A 15,052-nucleotide genomic window follows, 5' to 3' on the forward strand; every position below is an offset into this window, starting at 1 on the left:
CGAAAACGCCGCTGACCCAAGGAAGGGAAAGCGGCGTTTTTGCATTCGCGATGGGCCTTACAAAGGCTTACCGCGATTGCCATGCTGGCTCACAAACGCCTGCACAACCTTCAGGTCATTGGCCAACACCGTGCAGCGCTCTTCGCGCTCGAACAGGTTTGTGAGATGCGCCGGCAGTTCAAGAGCCTTGCCGACCCCGGCCTGCTCCACCGCTTCCGGAAATTTGACCGGGTGGGCGGTGCCGAGGATCACCATCGGGATATCCAGGCTGCGACGGCATTCGCGGGCGGCCTTTACACCGATGGCGGTGTGCGGGTCGAGCAACTCGCCGGTGTGGGCGTAGACTTCGGCGATGGTTTCGCAGGTCTGCGCGTCGTCCACGGCCAGGGAATCGAAGAGCTTGCGGGTTTCGGTCCAACGCTCTTCATCAACGCTGAAACCACCGCCACTCTTGAATGTGTCCATCAAGCCGGCAATGGCCGCACCGTTGCGACCATGCATGTCGAACAGCAGACGCTCGAAGTTCGACGACACCATGATGTCCATGGACGGCGACAATGTGGCGTGCAGGGTTTCCTTGACATACTGGTTGCCGCTCATGAAGCGGTGCAGGATGTCGTTGCGGTTGGTGGCGACGATCAACTGGTTGATCGGCAGGCCCATGTTACGCGCCAGGTAGCCGGCGAAGATGTCGCCGAAGTTGCCGGTCGGCACCGAGAACGACACCGAACGCGCCGGGCCACCCAACTGCAGGGCGGCGTGGAAGTAGTAGACGATCTGGGCCATGATCCGCGCCCAGTTGATCGAGTTCACCGCCACCAGACGCGTTCCCTTGAGGAAGCTCTGGTCGGCGAAGCTGTTCTTGACCATTTCCTGGCAGTCATCGAAGTTGCCTTCGATGGCGATGTTGTGGATATTTTCGCCGAAGATAGTCGTCATCTGGCGACGCTGCACTTCCGACACGCGCTGGTGTGGATGCAGGATGAAGATGTCGACGTTTTCGCAGTGCTTGCAGCCTTCGATCGCCGCCGAGCCGGTATCACCGGACGTGGCGCCGATGATCACCACACGCTCGCCACGCTTGGCCAGCACGTAGTCCAACAGGCGACCCAGCAATTGCAGAGCAAAGTCCTTGAATGCCAGGGTCGGGCCGTGGAACAGCTCCAGCACCCATTCGTTGCCGTTCAACTGACGCAACGGTGCGATGGCGCTGTGGGAAAACACGCCGTAGGTCTCTTCCAGAATCTTCTTGAAGTCCGCATCCGGAATGCTGCCGGTGACGAACGGGCGCATCACCCGAAACGCCAGCTCGTGGTACGGCAGGCCGGCCCACGAAGCAATGTCTTCCTGGGTAAAGCGCGGCAGGTTTTCCGGCACGTACAGGCCGCCGTCGGTGGCGAGTCCCGCCAGCAGGACGTCTTCGAAATTCAGGGCCGGTGCCTGGCCGCGGGTGCTGATGTAGCGCATAGGGGCAAACCTTCGGTTTGGGCTTCAAGCTTCAAGTGACAAGCTTCAAGTTAGAGCAGATCTGCTTCTACTTGAAGCTTGCAGCTTGGCGCTTGCAGCTGAATTAATTCAAATGTTCGACGCGAATCCGGACTACCGGCCCAACTACGCCCTGGAGAGCTTCAAGAGCCTGGATGGCATCGTTGATGTGTTGTTCCAGCACACGGTGGGTCAGCAGGATCATTGGCACCTGGCCATTTTGCTCCTCGACTTCCTTCTGCATGATCGATTCGATGTTGATGCCGCGCTCCGACAGGATGCTGGCCACCTGAGCCAATACGCCAGGGTGATCCTGAGCCTGGATGCGCAGGTAGTAGGCACTTTCGCAGGCTTCGATCGGCAGGATCGGATGGGCCGAGAGGGAGTCCGGCTGGAAGGCCAGGTGCGGTACGCGGTTTTCCGGGTCGCTGGTCATGGCGCGCACCACGTCCACCAAGTCGGCGATCACCGACGACGCAGTCGGCTCCATGCCGGCGCCGGCGCCGTAGAACAGGGTCGAGCCGGCGGCGTCGCCGTTGACCATCACAGCGTTCATCACGCCATTGACGTTGGCGATCAGACGGTCGGCCGGGATCAGCGTCGGGTGCACACGCAACTCGATACCCGCCGGCGTGCTGCGAGCCACGCCCAGGTGCTTGATGCGATAGCCCAGGGCTTCGGCGTAATTCACGTCGGCGGTGGTCAGCTTGGTGATGCCTTCGGTGTAGGCCTTGTCGAATTGCAGCGGGATACCAAAGGCGATGGACGCCAGGATGGTCAGCTTGTGCGCCGCGTCGATGCCTTCCACGTCAAACGTCGGGTCGGCTTCGGCGTAGCCCAGGACCTGGGCCTCGGCCAGCACGTCTTCGAAGGTGCGGCCCTTCTCGCGCATTTCGGTGAGGATAAAGTTACCGGTGCCGTTGATGATACCGGCCACCCAGTTGATACGGTTGGCGGACAGGCCTTCACGGATCGCCTTGATCACCGGGATACCGCCGGCTACCGCGGCTTCGAACGCCACGATCACGCCCTTCTCGCGGGCTTTGGCAAAGATCTCGTTGCCATGCACGGCAATCAGCGCCTTGTTGGCGGTGACCACATGCTTGCCGTTCTCGATGGCCTTGAGCACCAGTTCGCGGGCCACGGTGTAGCCACCCACCAGTTCGATGACGATATCGATCTCGGGGTTGGTGGCCACGGCGAAGACATCGTGGGTAATCGCAATACCGGTCGTTTGGAACTGAGGCTTTGGCGAACGCGTGGCAATTTGTGCCACTTCAATTCCACGCCCTGCACGGCGCGAAATTTCTTCAGCGTTACGCTGAAGAACGTTGAAGGTACCGCCACCGACGGTCCCTAACCCACAGATGCCTACTTTGACCGGTTTCACTGAAGAACTCCCCATGAAACGGCCGACGCTAGGTCGGCCGTGGAAAACAGCCGCACAACCGCGGCTTTCAATTAATGGCCCGCCGGCTTATCCGCGGGCCATGATCGTCAAAGGTTCGACGATGCTGGTTTATTTGGCACTCAGCGCCAGTTTGGCAACTTGTGGCGCCGGCTGGTAGCCCGGAATCACTTGGCCGTCTGCCAATACGATGGCCGGCGTACCGTTCACACCGATGGACTGGCCGAGGGCGAACTGTTTGGAAACCGGATTGGCGCATTTAGCGGCCTTGATTTCCTTGCCGTCGACCATCTTGTCCATGGCGGCCTTCTTGTCGGCCGAACACCATACAGCCTGCAACTGCTCGTCACCCGGTGAACCCAGGCCCTGGCGCGGGAACGCTACATAGCGCACTTCCACGCCCAGCTTGTTCAGCGCAGGCACTTCGGCGTGCAGCTTGTGGCAATACGGGCAGGTGGTGTCGGTGAACACGGTGATGTGGGTCTTGGTTTCGCCAACCGCCGGGTACACCACGGTTTCAGCCACAGGAATGCCATTGATCAGCTTGGACACACCCAGGCGCTCGGCCTTCTCGGTCAGATTGACCGGCGTGCCGTCCTTGAGCTGGAACAGGTAGCCCTGGACGATGTACTGACCGTCGGCACTGGCATACAGCACGCGGCTGCCCTTGAGCTTGACCTCATACAGGCCGGCCATGGGGCTGGCGCTGATGCTTTCGATCGGAGTGTCGAGCTGCAGGTTGGCCAGGCTCTTGCGAATGGTCTGTTCGGCCGCGTCATCCGCGACGACAAAGGTGGAAACCAACGCAATCGCTGCGGCGGCAATAATCTGGGTCAAGCGCATGGAAACTCCTGAAGGCAGACGCAGGGACGGGAAGGAGCGCCGGTCTGGAAACACGGGCCTGTGCCGTCCCCTTTGCTAACCGGCAAAGCCTACCACAGTTGGGCCGCAGGGCAGCCCGTGGCGGGACAAATTGGCGGTTTTCACCCACGCGGATGGTGCTTGGCGTGCAGATCCTGCAACCGTGCGCGCGCTACATGGGTATAAATCTGGGTTGTGGATAAGTCGCTGTGTCCGAGCAGCATCTGCACCACGCGCAAATCCGCGCCATGGTTGAGCAAATGGGTGGCGAAAGCATGACGCAACGTGTGCGGCGACAGGGTCTTGCCGATCCCGGCGACCTTGGCCTGATGCTTGATGCGATGCCAGAAGGTCTGGCGCGTCATCTGCTCGCCGCGCTGGCTGGGGAACAGCACATCGCTGGGGCGCCCGCCGAGCAATTCGCTGCGACCATCGCGCATATAGCGCTCAACCCACACAATCGCCTCCTCTCCCATCGGCACCAGCCGCTCCTTGCTGCCCTTGCCCATTACCCGCAGTACGCCCTGGCGCAGGTTGACCTGCTCCAGGGTCAGGCTGATCAGTTCGGTCACCCGCAGGCCGCAGGCGTACAGCACTTCCAGCATGGCGCGATCGCGCTGGCCGATGGCTTCGCTGAGGTCGGGGGCATTGAGCAAAGCGTCGACGTCGGCTTCCGACAGGGATTTAGGCAGCGGCCGGCCCAACTGTGGCATCTCGATTTGCAGCGTCGGGTCGAGGCTGATGAGTTTTTCGCGTAGCAGATAGCGATAAAAGCCACGCACACCCGAGAGGAATCGGGCAGTGGAACGGGGTTTGTAGTTTTGCTCCAGGCGCCAGGCCAGATGATCGAGGATCAGCTCACGACCCGCATTAATCAGTTCGAGGTTTTTATCCTGCAACCAGCCGTTGAACAGGGCCAGGTCGCTGCGATAGGCCTGGCGCGTGTTATCCGACAAGCCTTTCTCCAGCCAAAGGGCGTCGAGGAAGCGGTCGATCAAAGGGTGGTCAATGGCAGGCATGGGAGCTCGAACAGGTAAATAGCGGAAGGGTAGATCCTAGCGCGGACCTTAAATCGCGGGCACAAAAAAGCAGCCCGTAGGCTGCTTTTTTCTGCATCGGAAGCTGGGCTTAAGCCAGTTTTTCCTTGATGCGAGCTGCTTTACCGGACAGGTCACGCAGGTAGTACAGCTTGGCTTTACGTACGTCACCGCGACGCTTAACGGCCATGCTGTCGATCTGCGGGCTGTAGGTCTGGAAAGTACGCTCTACGCCAACACCGTTGGAGATTTTACGAACAGTGAAAGCACTGTTCACACCACGGTTACGCTTGGCGATTACCACGCCTTCGAACGCTTGCAGACGCGAACGGTCGCCTTCCTTCACTTTCACCTGAACGACAATGGTGTCGCCCGGGGCAAAGGTAGGGATCTCTTTGGTCATCTGCTCTGCTTCGAGTGCAAGGATGATTTTGTTAGTCATGCTGTGCTCCTAAGGTAAGTCATTGGACCTACCATCGATACGTTGTTAACTATCGTCCCGCGCGAGGATGTATTCCTCGAGCAGCTTCTTCTCTTCTCCAGAAAGCGAGCGGCTTTCCAGAAGATCGGCGCGTCGTTCATAGGTCCGACCAAGGGACTGCTGTAAACGCCAACGCCGGATGTGTGCGTGATTGCCACTTAGCAATACGTCGGGAACACGCTGATCCGCATACACCTCCGGACGGGTGTAGTGCGGGCAATCCAGCAAACCATCCGTGAAGGAATCTTCCTCCGCAGAGTCCGCATGCCCTAAAGCTCCAGGCAGCAGTCGTGTAACCGCATCTATCAGGACCATCGCCGGCAGCTCGCCGCCAGACAGGACATAGTCCCCAATCGACCACTCTTCATCGACATGAGCTTCAATAAAACGCTCGTCAATGCCTTCATAGCGACCGGCAATCAGGATCAGTGCGTCCTCATTCGCCAGTTCGCGTACCGCCGCCTGTTTCAGCTGACGGCCTTGAGGGGACAGGTAAATCACCTTCGCCTTCTCCCCGGCGGCTGCCTTGGCCTGAACCAACGCATCTTCCAGGGGCTTGATCTTCATCACCATGCCCGGGCCACCGCCAAATGGGCGATCGTCCACAGTGTGATGTCGATCCGTCGTGTAGTCTCGCGGGTTCCAACAGGTGAGCTGCAGCAGCCCCTGTTTCACCGCCCGACTGGTGATGCCGTACTCGCTGATGGCAGAAAACATCTCGGGAAACAAACTGATCACTTCAATGCGCAAATTAGCCACGCTTAGAAGTCCGCGTCCCATTCCACCTTCATCTCGCCCGCTGCCAGGTCGACGGCCAACACGCATTGCTCGGTATAGGGCAACAGGCGTTCGCGATCATCCAGGCTGCCAGCGCAAGGCTTGACCACCATTACATCATTGGCGCCGGTTTCCAGAAGATGATCGATTTTCCCGAGCAGTTGCCCCAGTTGATCAATAACCTTCAGACCTTCCAGCTGGTACCAGTAGTACTCGCCGTCGGTCAATTCAGGGAACAGGTTGCGCGGCACGCAGATCTCATAACCGGCCAGAAGACGAGCTTCTTCACGATCATCAAGACCCTTGAGCTTTGCGACCAGGAACTTATCGCTCCCGCGTCCACTGACCAGCTCGACCTGTTTCACGCTGCCTTCGCGCTTGAGCGTCCAGGTTTTGTACTGCAACAGGTTTTCAGTCGGATCAGTAAAGGAATACACCTTCACTTCGCCGCGAACGCCATGAACAGAGTAGATCTTGCCGATAACGATCAAATCATCAGCAACCGCTGGCGTCGCGTTCATATTGCTCAGGCTGCGGCCTTAGCCGAGTCCTTCAACAACTTGGCAACACGCTCAGAAGGCTGTGCACCAACGCTCAGCCAGTAGGCTACGCGCTCTTGGTTCACGGACAGGCGGACTTCTTGACCACGAGCGATCGGGTTGAAGAAGCCAACTTGTTCCTTGTGAGAGCCGTCACGTGGGTTGCGGCTGTCAGTTACGGTCAAGTGGTAAAACGGGCGCTTTTTGGAGCCGCCAAGGGCAAGACGGATTGTTAGCATGTGAACATCGTTCCTGTAGTCGGTGCTGCAAATCTAAATGCACAGCGGGCATAGGTGCCCGAAAGGCCGCATATTCTAAGGAATATCCCGACTTTTGCAAATGTCTTTTTCCGGCGCCTATGGCCGTGACACTCAGATCTGCTGGAGAGCCGTCGCTTAAAACGGCAGGTCAGCGCCCGCCAACGGCGGGTTTGCTGGAGATCCCACATCCCTGTGGGTCGGAGCAAGAGCAAGCCCTTGCTCGAATTCTTTACATCTTGGGCATGCCGCCGCCGGGCAACATACCGCCCATGCCGCGCATCATCTTGGCCATTCCACCCTTGGCGGAGAATTTCTTCATCATTTTCTGCATCTGCTTGTGTTGCTTGATCAAGCGGCCGATGTCCTGCACCTGGGTGCCGGAACCCATGGCGATCCGACGTTTGCGCGAACCGCTGATCAGCTCAGGGTCACGGCGCTCGGCCGGGGTCATGGAATTGATGATGGCTTCCATCTGCTTGAATTGCTTTTCGGCCGCGCCCTGGGCGTTGCCCATTTGGGCCAGGTTCACACCGCCGATGTTCGGCAGCTTGTCCATCAGGCCGCCGAGGCCGCCCATGTTCTTCATTTGCTGCAGCTGGTCGCGGAAGTCTTCGAGATCGAAGCCCTTGCCCTTCTTCAGCTTCTTGGCGAGCTTTTCGGCCTTGTCCTTGTCGAGGGTGGCTTCGGCCTGCTCGATCAAGCTGAGTACGTCGCCCATGCCGAGGATGCGCGAGGCGATACGCTCAGGGTGGAACGGTTCGAGCGCTTCGCTCTTTTCGCCCATACCGATGAACTTGATCGGCTTGCCGGTGATGGCGCGCACCGACAGCGCGGCACCGCCACGGGCGTCACCGTCGACCTTGGTCAGGATCACACCGGTCAGGGGCAGCGCGTCGCCGAAGGCCTTGGCGGTGTTGGCCGCATCCTGGCCGGTCATGGCATCGACCACGAACAGGGTCTCAACCGGATTGATCGCGGCATGCAGCGCCTTGATCTCGCCCATCATCTCTTCATCGATGTGCAGGCGACCGGCGGTATCGACGATGACCACGTCGATGAATTTCAGGCGTGCTTCTTTAATAGCCGCGTTGGCGATGTCGACCGGCTTCTGGCTCAGGTCCGACGGAAAAAAGGTCACCCCCACTTCGCCCGCAAGCATTTCCAACTGCTTGATGGCCGCCGGACGGTAGACGTCGGCCGACACGACCATTACCGATTTCTTCTTGCGCTCTTTGAGGAAGCGCGCCAGCTTGCCGGCGGTGGTGGTCTTGCCCGCACCCTGCAGACCGGCCATCAGCACGACGGCCGGTGGCACGGCGCTGAGGTTCAGGTCTTCGTTGGCCGCGCCCATCAGGCTTTCAAGTTCGGCCTGGACGATCTTCACGAATGCCTGGCCCGGCGTCAGGCTGCGGGACACTTCAGTGCCGACCGCTCGCTCCTTGACCGAGTTGACGAAGTCCTTGACCACAGGCAAGGCAACGTCGGCTTCCAGCAGCGCCATGCGCACTTCGCGCAGGGTGTCTTTAATATTGTCCTCGGTCAGCTTGGCCTTGCCGGTAACGTGGCGCAGCGTCTGCGAGAGACGGTCAGTCAAGTTTTCAAACATGCGCGATCCTTTCAGGCCCTATTCAACGAAGTGCGTTGTAGACCGAGGTAATGGCGGCCCAGGCTGTGGTAAATCGCTGTTAAAAACAGCGCTCGGCGAGCCTGCGGCGTGGGCAGGTCGCGGATTATAGCGAAGACTGCGTCCATGCACACCCGCTGTCTGGCCCGGGAGTCTTTCGTGGAGCGCAGGTGTGTGCCAAACTCAGCGCCTTTCGGGCTTGCCTATCAGGATTTATGCTCCCTTTGCCACCCAGTTTGCTACCCAGTCTCGCCGCCGCCCTGCTGTACGCCGCTGCGACCCTCTACCAGGGCACTCGCCTGGCCCAATGCGCCAAGGCCGACAAGCGCCTGCTGGTCGGCCTGGGCGTCCTCGCCCTGCTGGCACACGCCGCGAGCCTGTTCACCCACCTGATGACGCCGGTCGGCCTGGCCCTGGATTTTTTCAGCGCCGCCAGCCTGATCGCCGCCGCGGTGATTGCCCTGACGCTGCTCGCCTGCTCCCGCATCCCGGTGGAAAACCTGCTGGTCCTGTTATTCCCGCTGGGCATGCTCACCGTACTGCTGGCACAGTTCGCCCCTACCGGCACCGTGCAGGTCATCGACGAAGAGCCGGGCATGCTCGCGCACATCCTGCTGTCGATCCTCGCGTACGGCATGTTTACCATCGCGGTATTCCAGTCCCTGCTCCTGCTGCTGCAGGACCACCAGCTCAAGCACAAACACCCGCTGGGCCTGATCAAGAACTTCCCGCCGCTGCAGACCATGGAGAGCCTGCTGTTCGGCTTCCTGTGGGCCGGCTGGACCCTGCTGTCGCTGTCATTGATATCCGGCTGGGTATTCGTCGAGAACCTGTTCGCCCAGCATCTGGTGCACAAAACCCTGCTGGCATGCCTGGCGTGGGTGGTGTTCAGCGTACTGCTGTGGGGCCGTAACCGCCTCGGCTGGCGCGGACACAAGGCGATCCGCTGGACCCTGGCCGGCTTCTGCCTGCTGATGCTGGCCTATTTCGGCAGCAAGCTGGTTCGCGAATACATCCTGCATATCTGACGGGCAGCGATCATGGACAATTTGCCCCTGGGGCCGATGCTCGCGGTAATCGCCCTGCTGGTGTTATGGGCCGGGCTGTTTACCGCCATTGAAGCCGCCCAGCAGCACTTGCTGGCGCTGCGCCCCGGCACGCGCCAGGGCGACAAGGCCGCTGCCCGGCTGAATTTCCCGCGCAACAGTCTGATCCTCTGCAATACGCTGTGCCGTGGCGTGGTGGTGATCCTGTGCACCTTGCCGGCGATCCATGCCTGGGCGGAAAACGGCCCCTGGCTGGGCTGGCTGGTGTCCTGCGCGACCCTGCTGGTGCTGGCCGACTACCTGCCCCGCGCCCTGGCCACCCGCTATCCCCAGGCTGTACTCGGCTTTGGCAATACGCTGTTGGGCGTGCCCCTGAAAATCGTTTATCCGTTGGCCTGGCTGCTCAATGGCATCAGCCTGCTGCTGCTGCGCCCTTTCGCGCGCAAGACCGGCACGGTGAAAAACAGCGATGAGCCGTTGCCCGATCACGACGACGAACCCGCGCCTGAGGCGGACGAAGGCCGCTCCCATGGCATGCCCGGCATACACGCGCTGGACAACATCACGGTCAATGACATCCTGGTGCCGCGCAGCGAGGTCGACGGCATTAACCTGGATGACACCGTCGAAGAGATCATCGAACAACTGCGTACATCCAAGCGCACGCGCCTGCCGGTGTTCCACAGCGATATCAACCAAGTGCAGGCTGTATTGAACACGCGCCAGATCCAGCACCTGCTGCCCGACGCCAGCCTGACCAAGGAAGCCTTGCTCGCGGCCTGCCACGAACCCTACTTCGTGCCGGAAAGCACGCCGCTGCAATTGCAGCTGCTGAACTTCCACAAGCAACAGCGCCGCCTGGGCATGGTGGTGGACGAATACGGTGAAGTGCTGGGGATTGTCACGCTGGAAGATATTCTCGAAGAAATCGTCGGCGAATTCGAAAGCGAGCAAGGCATGGACAACCCGCACATCCAGGCCCAGCCGGACGGTCGCTATATCATCGACGGCGCCGCTTCTATTCGTGAACTGAACAAGAGCCTGAGCTGGCACTTGCCCAGCGACGGCCCCAAGACCCTCAACGGTCTGGTGACCGAGGCGCTGGAAACCATTCCTGACTGCGCGGTATGCCTGAAAATCGGCCGCTATCGTCTGGAAATCCTCGAGACCGAGGATAACCGGGTGGCCAAGGTGCTGATCTGGCATACCAGCCGGGTACCGGTCGCCGCGTAAGCACCTGACAGCAAACAGCTGCGATGTGGGAGGACCTTGCCACCTCCCACATTTAGATTTGCGGTGTGTCGGCTCTTGTTGTAATTCCAGACCCCTTCCTATAATCCCTGCGGTTTATCCAAGCTTCGCCCGACCGCGTGCAACCCTGATCCATGGGTGTTCGACCAATAATAATCCGCGTCCAAAACGCGCAACGACCGTCAGGGATACCACCATGAGCACCACCTATAACGAGGCCGCAACCGCCGCCCCGAGCAACTCGACCGCGCGGGTTGCGACCGCGAGCATCGTCGGCACCGCCATCGAGTTCTACGATTTCTATATCTACGCCACCGCCGCGGCATTGGTGATCGGCCCGGTGTTCTTCCCGCAGAGCTCCGGCACCGCGCAGATGCTGGCGTCGTTCCTGACCTTCGGTATCGCCTTTATCGCCCGCCCGCTGGGCTCTGCGCTGTTTGGCCATTTCGGCGACCGCATCGGCCGCAAGTCGACACTGGTGGCGTCGTTGTTGCTGATGGGCGTCTGTACCACGCTGATTGGTTTGCTGCCCGGCTACGACAGCATTGGCGCCTGGGCGCCGATCCTGTTGTGTGTGCTGCGTTTCGGCCAGGGCCTGGGCCTTGGCGGGGAATGGGGTGGCGCGGCGCTGCTGGCGACCGAGAATGCGCCCAAGGGCAAACGGGCCTGGTTCGGCATGTTCCCGCAACTGGGGCCTTCGATCGGCTTTCTGGCGGCCAATGGCTTGTTCCTGATCCTGGCCATGAGCCTGAACGACGAACAGTTCCGCAGTTGGGGCTGGCGCATTCCGTTCATCCTCAGCGCCGCGCTGGTGATGATCGGCCTGTATGCGCGTCTGAAGCTGCATGAAACCCCGGTGTTCGCCAAGGCGGTGGCCAAGGAAGCACCGGTGAAGGTGCCGCTGGTAGAACTGTTCAGCCAGCATTGGCTGCCGGTGTTGCTGGGCGCCGCGTCGATGGTGGTGTGTTATGCACTGTTCTATATCACCACGGCGTTTTCCCTGAGCTACGGCGTTTCAACCTTGGGCTACAGCCGCGAAACCTTCCTTGGCCTGCTGTGCTTTGCGGTGCTGTTCATGGGATTGGCCACGCCCATCGCCGCATTGGCCAGCGACCGTTACGGGCGTAAACCCGTGCTGATCGTCGGTGCGATCCTGGCGATTCTGTCCGGTTTCACCATGGAGCCGCTGCTGACCCATGGTTCCACCTGGGCCGTGGCGCTGTTCCTGGCGCTGGAACTGTTCCTGATGGGCGTGACCTTCGCCCCGATGGGTGCGCTGTTGCCGGAGCTGTTCCCGACCCGCGTGCGTTATACCGGAGCTTCGGCGGCGTATAACCTGGGCGGCATCGTTGGCGCATCGGCCGCGCCATTCTTCGCGACCAAGCTGGTGGCGATGGGCGGTCTGAGTTATGTGGGTGGGTATGTGTCGGCGGCAGCGTTGCTCAGCTTGATCGCCGTGCTGTGCCTGAAGGAGACGCGGGATAACGATTTGAACAGGGTTGCCTGAAACCTGATCGCTCCCGCGCTCCGCGTGGGAATGCAGCCCAGGACGCTCCGCGTCCCAGCGTGACGCAGAGCGTCACAAGAGGCATTCCCACGCAGAGCGTGGGAACGATGTGCGTCAAGGTGGCGTGATGGGCCGCTATCGGGGGCAAGCCCCCTCCCACTTTGATTTGTGAATACAGTCAAATGTGGGAGGGGGCTTGCCCCCGATGCTTTTAGAGTTCTACGACAACCGCTTTAGAAGCACGGGTAGCCTTGGCCCGAGCCGCTTCAATCGACTCATCCCGCGCCAACGCCACGCCCATGCGGCGCTGGCCGTTCACTTCAGGCTTACCAAACAGACGCAACGCCGTGTCCGGCTCGCTCAACGCGGCGCCGAGGTTGGCGAACGCGGTCTGGGTCGACTGCCCTTCCACCAGGATCACCGCCGACGCCGAAGGCCCGAACTGGCGGATCAGCGGGATCGGCAGCCCGAGAATCGCGCGTGCATGCAGGGCGAACTGCGACAGGTCCTGGGAAATCAGGGTCACCAGGCCGGTGTCATGCGGGCGCGGCGACACTTCGCTGAACCACACCTGATCGCCTTTGATGAACAGCTCCACGCCGAACAGGCCACGCCCGCCCAAGGCCTCGGTCACGGCCTTGGCCACGCGCTCGGATTCGGCCAGGGCAATCGGGCTCATGGCCTGTGGCTGCCAGGATTCCTGATAGTCGCCCTTTTCCTGGCGATGGCCGACCGACGCGCAGAACGTGGTGCCGCCGATGTGGCGCACGGTCAGCAGGGTGATTTCATAGTCGAAATCGATAAAGCCCTCAATGATCACCCGGCCCTTGCCGGCACGCCCGCCCTCCTGAGCGTAGTCCCAGGCCTTCTGCACGTCGTCGGCGCTGCGCAGCAGGCTCTGGCCCTTGCCCGACGAACTCATCACCGGCTTGACCACGCACGGGAAGCCCAGGTCATGGACGGCCTTGCTGTAGTCTTCGAAGGTGTCGGCGAAGTGGTACGGCGAGGTCGGCAGGTCCAGTTCTTCCGCGGCCAGGCGACGGATGCCTTCACGGTTCATGGTCAGCGACGTGGCGCGCGCGGTCGGGATCACGGTGAAGCCTTCGGCCTCCAGTTCCACCAGGGTGGCGGTGGCGATGGCTTCGATTTCCGGCACGATGAAGTGCGGCTTTTCCGCTTCGATCACCGCACGCAGGGCGGCGCCGTCGAGCATGTTGATCACGTGGCTGCGATGGGCCACCTGCATGGCCGGCGCATTGGCGTAACGATCCACGGCAATCACTTCAACGCCCAGGCGTTGCAGTTCGATTACCACTTCCTTGCCCAGCTCACCGCAGCCACACAGCAAAACGCGGGTCGCGGTCGGCGACAATGGAGTTCCGATTCGGGTCATCTCAGGTCCTCAGGGGAGCGGATCATGGGGAGAAAGGCCGGCATTTTACATGAACTGTAAAAATTGGCCTCAGTTGGCGACCGCCCGTTTGCGCAGGCGCCAGGCCATGATCAGCCACACCGCCGTGACCCCGGCGAATTTCGACACGAGCGCGGTGCCTGCCACCATCGGGGTCAGCGCGCCGATCAGGCCGAAGAAGATAAACGTATCGAGGGGAATGCTCAGCGCCGAACTTATCCACAGGCGATCGTGCAACGGGCGCTTGGTGATGCTGAACACCAGCCAGTCGATGCACTCGGACACCGCGAACGCCGTGGCGCTGGCCAGGGCGATGGACGGGTCGGAGGTGATATACGACAGCACCAGCGCCGCCAGCATGGCAATGATCGCACCGTGGCCGAAGCGGGTTTGCACCATGTCGCGCAGGATAAACACCAGGCCACCCCAGGCGGACCAGATCACATCCAGGTGCGGGGCGGTGGAGAAGGCGAAGTTGATCAGCACGACGCTGCTGATGTAGGCGATCAGGAAGAGCATGGCGGGATGGGCCCTGTGTATAAGGGGCACAGGGTACTTCACATTAAGACATATGTCGTCTGGGGGGCCTTATCGGGGGCAATGGTTCAGGCGCCGGATTTACCAGAAGCCATAAACACCCACCCACTCGCCAAGGCCCGCTCATGGCACAACCCCAACACTACCCGACGCTCGGCATTATCCATGCGACTCCAGCGTGTGATTTCATCCACGGTGCGCTGGCAGCCGGTACAGATGTCATCATCATCCAGCGCGCAAATGCTCACGCAGGGCGATGCAACAGGTCGTTCAACTGCACTCATTCTTCCTGCTCAGCCAGATCACGGGCATAACGCTGCGAATTGTGTACATAGTGCGCGGCACTGGCCTCGAGCATCCTCTTCTGCGCCTCGGTCAATTCACGCACCACTTTGCCCGGCGAGCCCATCACCAGTGAACCATCGGGGATCTCCTTGCCTTCGCCAATCAGCGAATTGGCGCCGATAATGCAATGCTTGCCGATCTTCGCGCCGTTGAGCACCACGGCATTGATGCCGATCAGGCTGTAATCCCCAACGGTGCAGCCATGCAACATCGCGTTATGGCCAATGGTCACGCCGGTACCCAGGGTCAGCGGGTAGCCCATGTCGGTGTGCATCACGCTGCCGTCCTGCACGTTGCTGTTCCTGCCGATCAGGATCAGTTCGTTGTCGCCGCGCAATACCGCGTTGAACCAGACGTTGGCGCCCTCCTCCAGCTTGACCTTGCCCACCAGCGTGGCATTGGGCGCGACCCAACTGCTGGGATGCGTCTCGACGTGGGCGTCGCCCAGGCGGTATTTCATGGTTATTCCTCACGGCGGGCCAT

General features: G+C 60.7%; 16 protein-coding genes. 3 read left to right on the forward strand and 13 right to left on the reverse strand.

The window, feature by feature from the left end:
- Positions 1-57: 57 nt before the first annotated feature.
- The 9 genes from thrC to ffh all read right to left on the reverse strand — a co-directional run bounded on the left by thrC (position 58) and on the right by ffh (position 8,454).
- Positions 58-1,467, reverse strand: coding sequence for a threonine synthase (gene thrC, locus QRN10_RS16650; protein WP_181078917.1), 1,410 nt, complete (start codon positions 1,465-1,467; stop codon positions 58-60).
- Positions 1,468-1,570: 103 nt separating this feature from the next.
- Complete coding sequence (locus tag QRN10_RS16655; protein WP_285428723.1) at positions 1,571-2,875, reverse strand: homoserine dehydrogenase; 1,305 nt, start codon at positions 2,873-2,875, stop codon at positions 1,571-1,573.
- Between the two features lie 129 nt (positions 2,876-3,004).
- Positions 3,005-3,736, reverse strand: a complete 732-nt coding sequence (locus tag QRN10_RS16660) for a thioredoxin fold domain-containing protein (protein ID WP_285428724.1) — start codon at positions 3,734-3,736, stop codon at positions 3,005-3,007.
- A 140-nt stretch (positions 3,737-3,876) separates the two neighbouring features.
- Positions 3,877-4,773 (reverse strand): site-specific tyrosine recombinase XerD, encoded by an 897-nt coding sequence (xerD, locus tag QRN10_RS16665; RefSeq protein WP_181078911.1) that lies wholly within the window; start codon positions 4,771-4,773, stop codon positions 3,877-3,879.
- A 109-nt stretch (positions 4,774-4,882) separates the two neighbouring features.
- A complete protein-coding gene (gene rplS / locus QRN10_RS16670; protein WP_003175895.1) occupies positions 4,883-5,233 on the reverse strand; it encodes a 50S ribosomal protein L19 in 351 nt (116 codons plus the stop codon).
- Positions 5,234-5,278: 45 nt separating this feature from the next.
- On the reverse strand, positions 5,279-6,052 hold the full coding sequence (gene trmD, locus QRN10_RS16675; RefSeq protein ID WP_253509226.1) for a tRNA (guanosine(37)-N1)-methyltransferase TrmD: 774 nt from the start codon (positions 6,050-6,052) through the stop codon (positions 5,279-5,281).
- Positions 6,034-6,570: a ribosome maturation factor RimM gene (rimM, locus tag QRN10_RS16680; protein WP_003175898.1), complete on the reverse strand. Its 537-nt coding sequence runs from the start codon at positions 6,568-6,570 to the stop codon at positions 6,034-6,036. The genes trmD and rimM overlap by 19 nt, the downstream gene beginning before the upstream one ends.
- Positions 6,571-6,575: 5 nt before the next feature.
- The gene (gene rpsP, locus QRN10_RS16685; RefSeq protein ID WP_003238923.1) at positions 6,576-6,827 is read right to left on the reverse strand and encodes a 30S ribosomal protein S16; all 252 of its coding nucleotides are present in this window, start codon (positions 6,825-6,827) and stop codon (positions 6,576-6,578) included.
- A 250-nt stretch (positions 6,828-7,077) separates the two neighbouring features.
- Complete coding sequence (ffh, locus tag QRN10_RS16690) at positions 7,078-8,454, reverse strand: signal recognition particle protein (RefSeq protein ID WP_285428725.1); 1,377 nt, start codon at positions 8,452-8,454, stop codon at positions 7,078-7,080.
- Between the two features lie 233 nt (positions 8,455-8,687).
- On the opposite strand from ffh, the gene QRN10_RS16695 reads away from it, so the two are divergent.
- From QRN10_RS16695 to QRN10_RS16705, 3 genes are all read left to right on the forward strand, one after another.
- Positions 8,688-9,500: a cytochrome C assembly family protein gene (locus QRN10_RS16695; protein WP_253509228.1), complete on the forward strand. Its 813-nt coding sequence runs from the start codon at positions 8,688-8,690 to the stop codon at positions 9,498-9,500.
- A gap of 12 nt (positions 9,501-9,512) precedes the next feature.
- Positions 9,513-10,751, forward strand: coding sequence for a transporter associated domain-containing protein (locus tag QRN10_RS16700; RefSeq protein ID WP_181078905.1), 1,239 nt, complete (start codon positions 9,513-9,515; stop codon positions 10,749-10,751).
- 214 nt (positions 10,752-10,965) lie between these two features.
- Positions 10,966-12,276, forward strand: coding sequence for an MFS transporter (locus QRN10_RS16705; protein ID WP_181078903.1), 1,311 nt, complete (start codon positions 10,966-10,968; stop codon positions 12,274-12,276).
- Between the two features lie 211 nt (positions 12,277-12,487).
- Here the strand turns inward: QRN10_RS16705 and purT are convergent, their stop codons facing one another.
- From purT to QRN10_RS16725, 4 genes are all read right to left on the reverse strand, one after another.
- Positions 12,488-13,669, reverse strand: a complete 1,182-nt coding sequence (purT, locus tag QRN10_RS16710; RefSeq protein ID WP_285428726.1) for a formate-dependent phosphoribosylglycinamide formyltransferase — start codon at positions 13,667-13,669, stop codon at positions 12,488-12,490.
- Between the two features lie 69 nt (positions 13,670-13,738).
- Complete coding sequence (locus QRN10_RS16715; protein ID WP_181078899.1) at positions 13,739-14,206, reverse strand: VUT family protein; 468 nt, start codon at positions 14,204-14,206, stop codon at positions 13,739-13,741.
- An 86-nt stretch (positions 14,207-14,292) separates the two neighbouring features.
- A complete protein-coding gene (locus QRN10_RS16720) occupies positions 14,293-14,508 on the reverse strand; it encodes a DUF1289 domain-containing protein (RefSeq protein ID WP_181078897.1) in 216 nt (71 codons plus the stop codon).
- Positions 14,505-15,029, reverse strand: a complete 525-nt coding sequence (locus tag QRN10_RS16725) for a gamma carbonic anhydrase family protein (RefSeq protein ID WP_266246616.1) — start codon at positions 15,027-15,029, stop codon at positions 14,505-14,507. The genes QRN10_RS16720 and QRN10_RS16725 overlap by 4 nt, the downstream gene beginning before the upstream one ends.
- Positions 15,030-15,052 lie beyond the last annotated feature (23 nt).

It is taken from the genome of Pseudomonas sp. lyk4-R2A-8, assembly GCF_030209095.1.
GTDB classification, from domain to species: Bacteria; Pseudomonadota; Gammaproteobacteria; order Pseudomonadales; family Pseudomonadaceae; genus Aquipseudomonas; species Aquipseudomonas quebecensis.

What these genes read in the sequence shown, in the direction of transcription:
- xerD (WP_181078911.1), bottom strand. Translation starts at nt 4,773, where the DNA reads ATGCCTGCCATTGACCACCCTTTGATCGACCGCTTCCTCGACGCCCTT.
- ffh (WP_285428725.1), bottom strand. Translation starts at nt 8,454, where the DNA reads ATGTTTGAAAACTTGACTGACCGTCTCTCGCAGACGCTGCGCCACGTT.
- rpsP (WP_003238923.1), bottom strand. Translation starts at nt 6,827, where the DNA reads ATGCTAACAATCCGTCTTGCCCTTGGCGGCTCCAAAAAGCGCCCGTTT.
- QRN10_RS16720 (WP_181078897.1), bottom strand. Translation starts at nt 14,508, where the DNA reads ATGAGTGCAGTTGAACGACCTGTTGCATCGCCCTGCGTGAGCATTTGC.
- QRN10_RS16705 (WP_181078903.1), top strand. Translation starts at nt 10,966, where the DNA reads ATGAGCACCACCTATAACGAGGCCGCAACCGCCGCCCCGAGCAACTCG.
- QRN10_RS16695 (WP_253509228.1), top strand. Translation starts at nt 8,688, where the DNA reads ATGCTCCCTTTGCCACCCAGTTTGCTACCCAGTCTCGCCGCCGCCCTG.
- QRN10_RS16660 (WP_285428724.1), bottom strand. Translation starts at nt 3,736, where the DNA reads ATGCGCTTGACCCAGATTATTGCCGCCGCAGCGATTGCGTTGGTTTCC.
- QRN10_RS16715 (WP_181078899.1), bottom strand. Translation starts at nt 14,206, where the DNA reads ATGCTCTTCCTGATCGCCTACATCAGCAGCGTCGTGCTGATCAACTTC.
- rimM (WP_003175898.1), bottom strand. Translation starts at nt 6,570, where the DNA reads ATGAACGCGACGCCAGCGGTTGCTGATGATTTGATCGTTATCGGCAAG.
- trmD (WP_253509226.1), bottom strand. Translation starts at nt 6,052, where the DNA reads ATGGGACGCGGACTTCTAAGCGTGGCTAATTTGCGCATTGAAGTGATC.
- thrC (WP_181078917.1), bottom strand. Translation starts at nt 1,467, where the DNA reads ATGCGCTACATCAGCACCCGCGGCCAGGCACCGGCCCTGAATTTCGAA.
- rplS (WP_003175895.1), bottom strand. Translation starts at nt 5,233, where the DNA reads ATGACTAACAAAATCATCCTTGCACTCGAAGCAGAGCAGATGACCAAA.
- QRN10_RS16700 (WP_181078905.1), top strand. Translation starts at nt 9,513, where the DNA reads ATGGACAATTTGCCCCTGGGGCCGATGCTCGCGGTAATCGCCCTGCTG.
- purT (WP_285428726.1), bottom strand. Translation starts at nt 13,669, where the DNA reads ATGACCCGAATCGGAACTCCATTGTCGCCGACCGCGACCCGCGTTTTG.
- QRN10_RS16725 (WP_266246616.1), bottom strand. Translation starts at nt 15,029, where the DNA reads ATGAAATACCGCCTGGGCGACGCCCACGTCGAGACGCATCCCAGCAGT.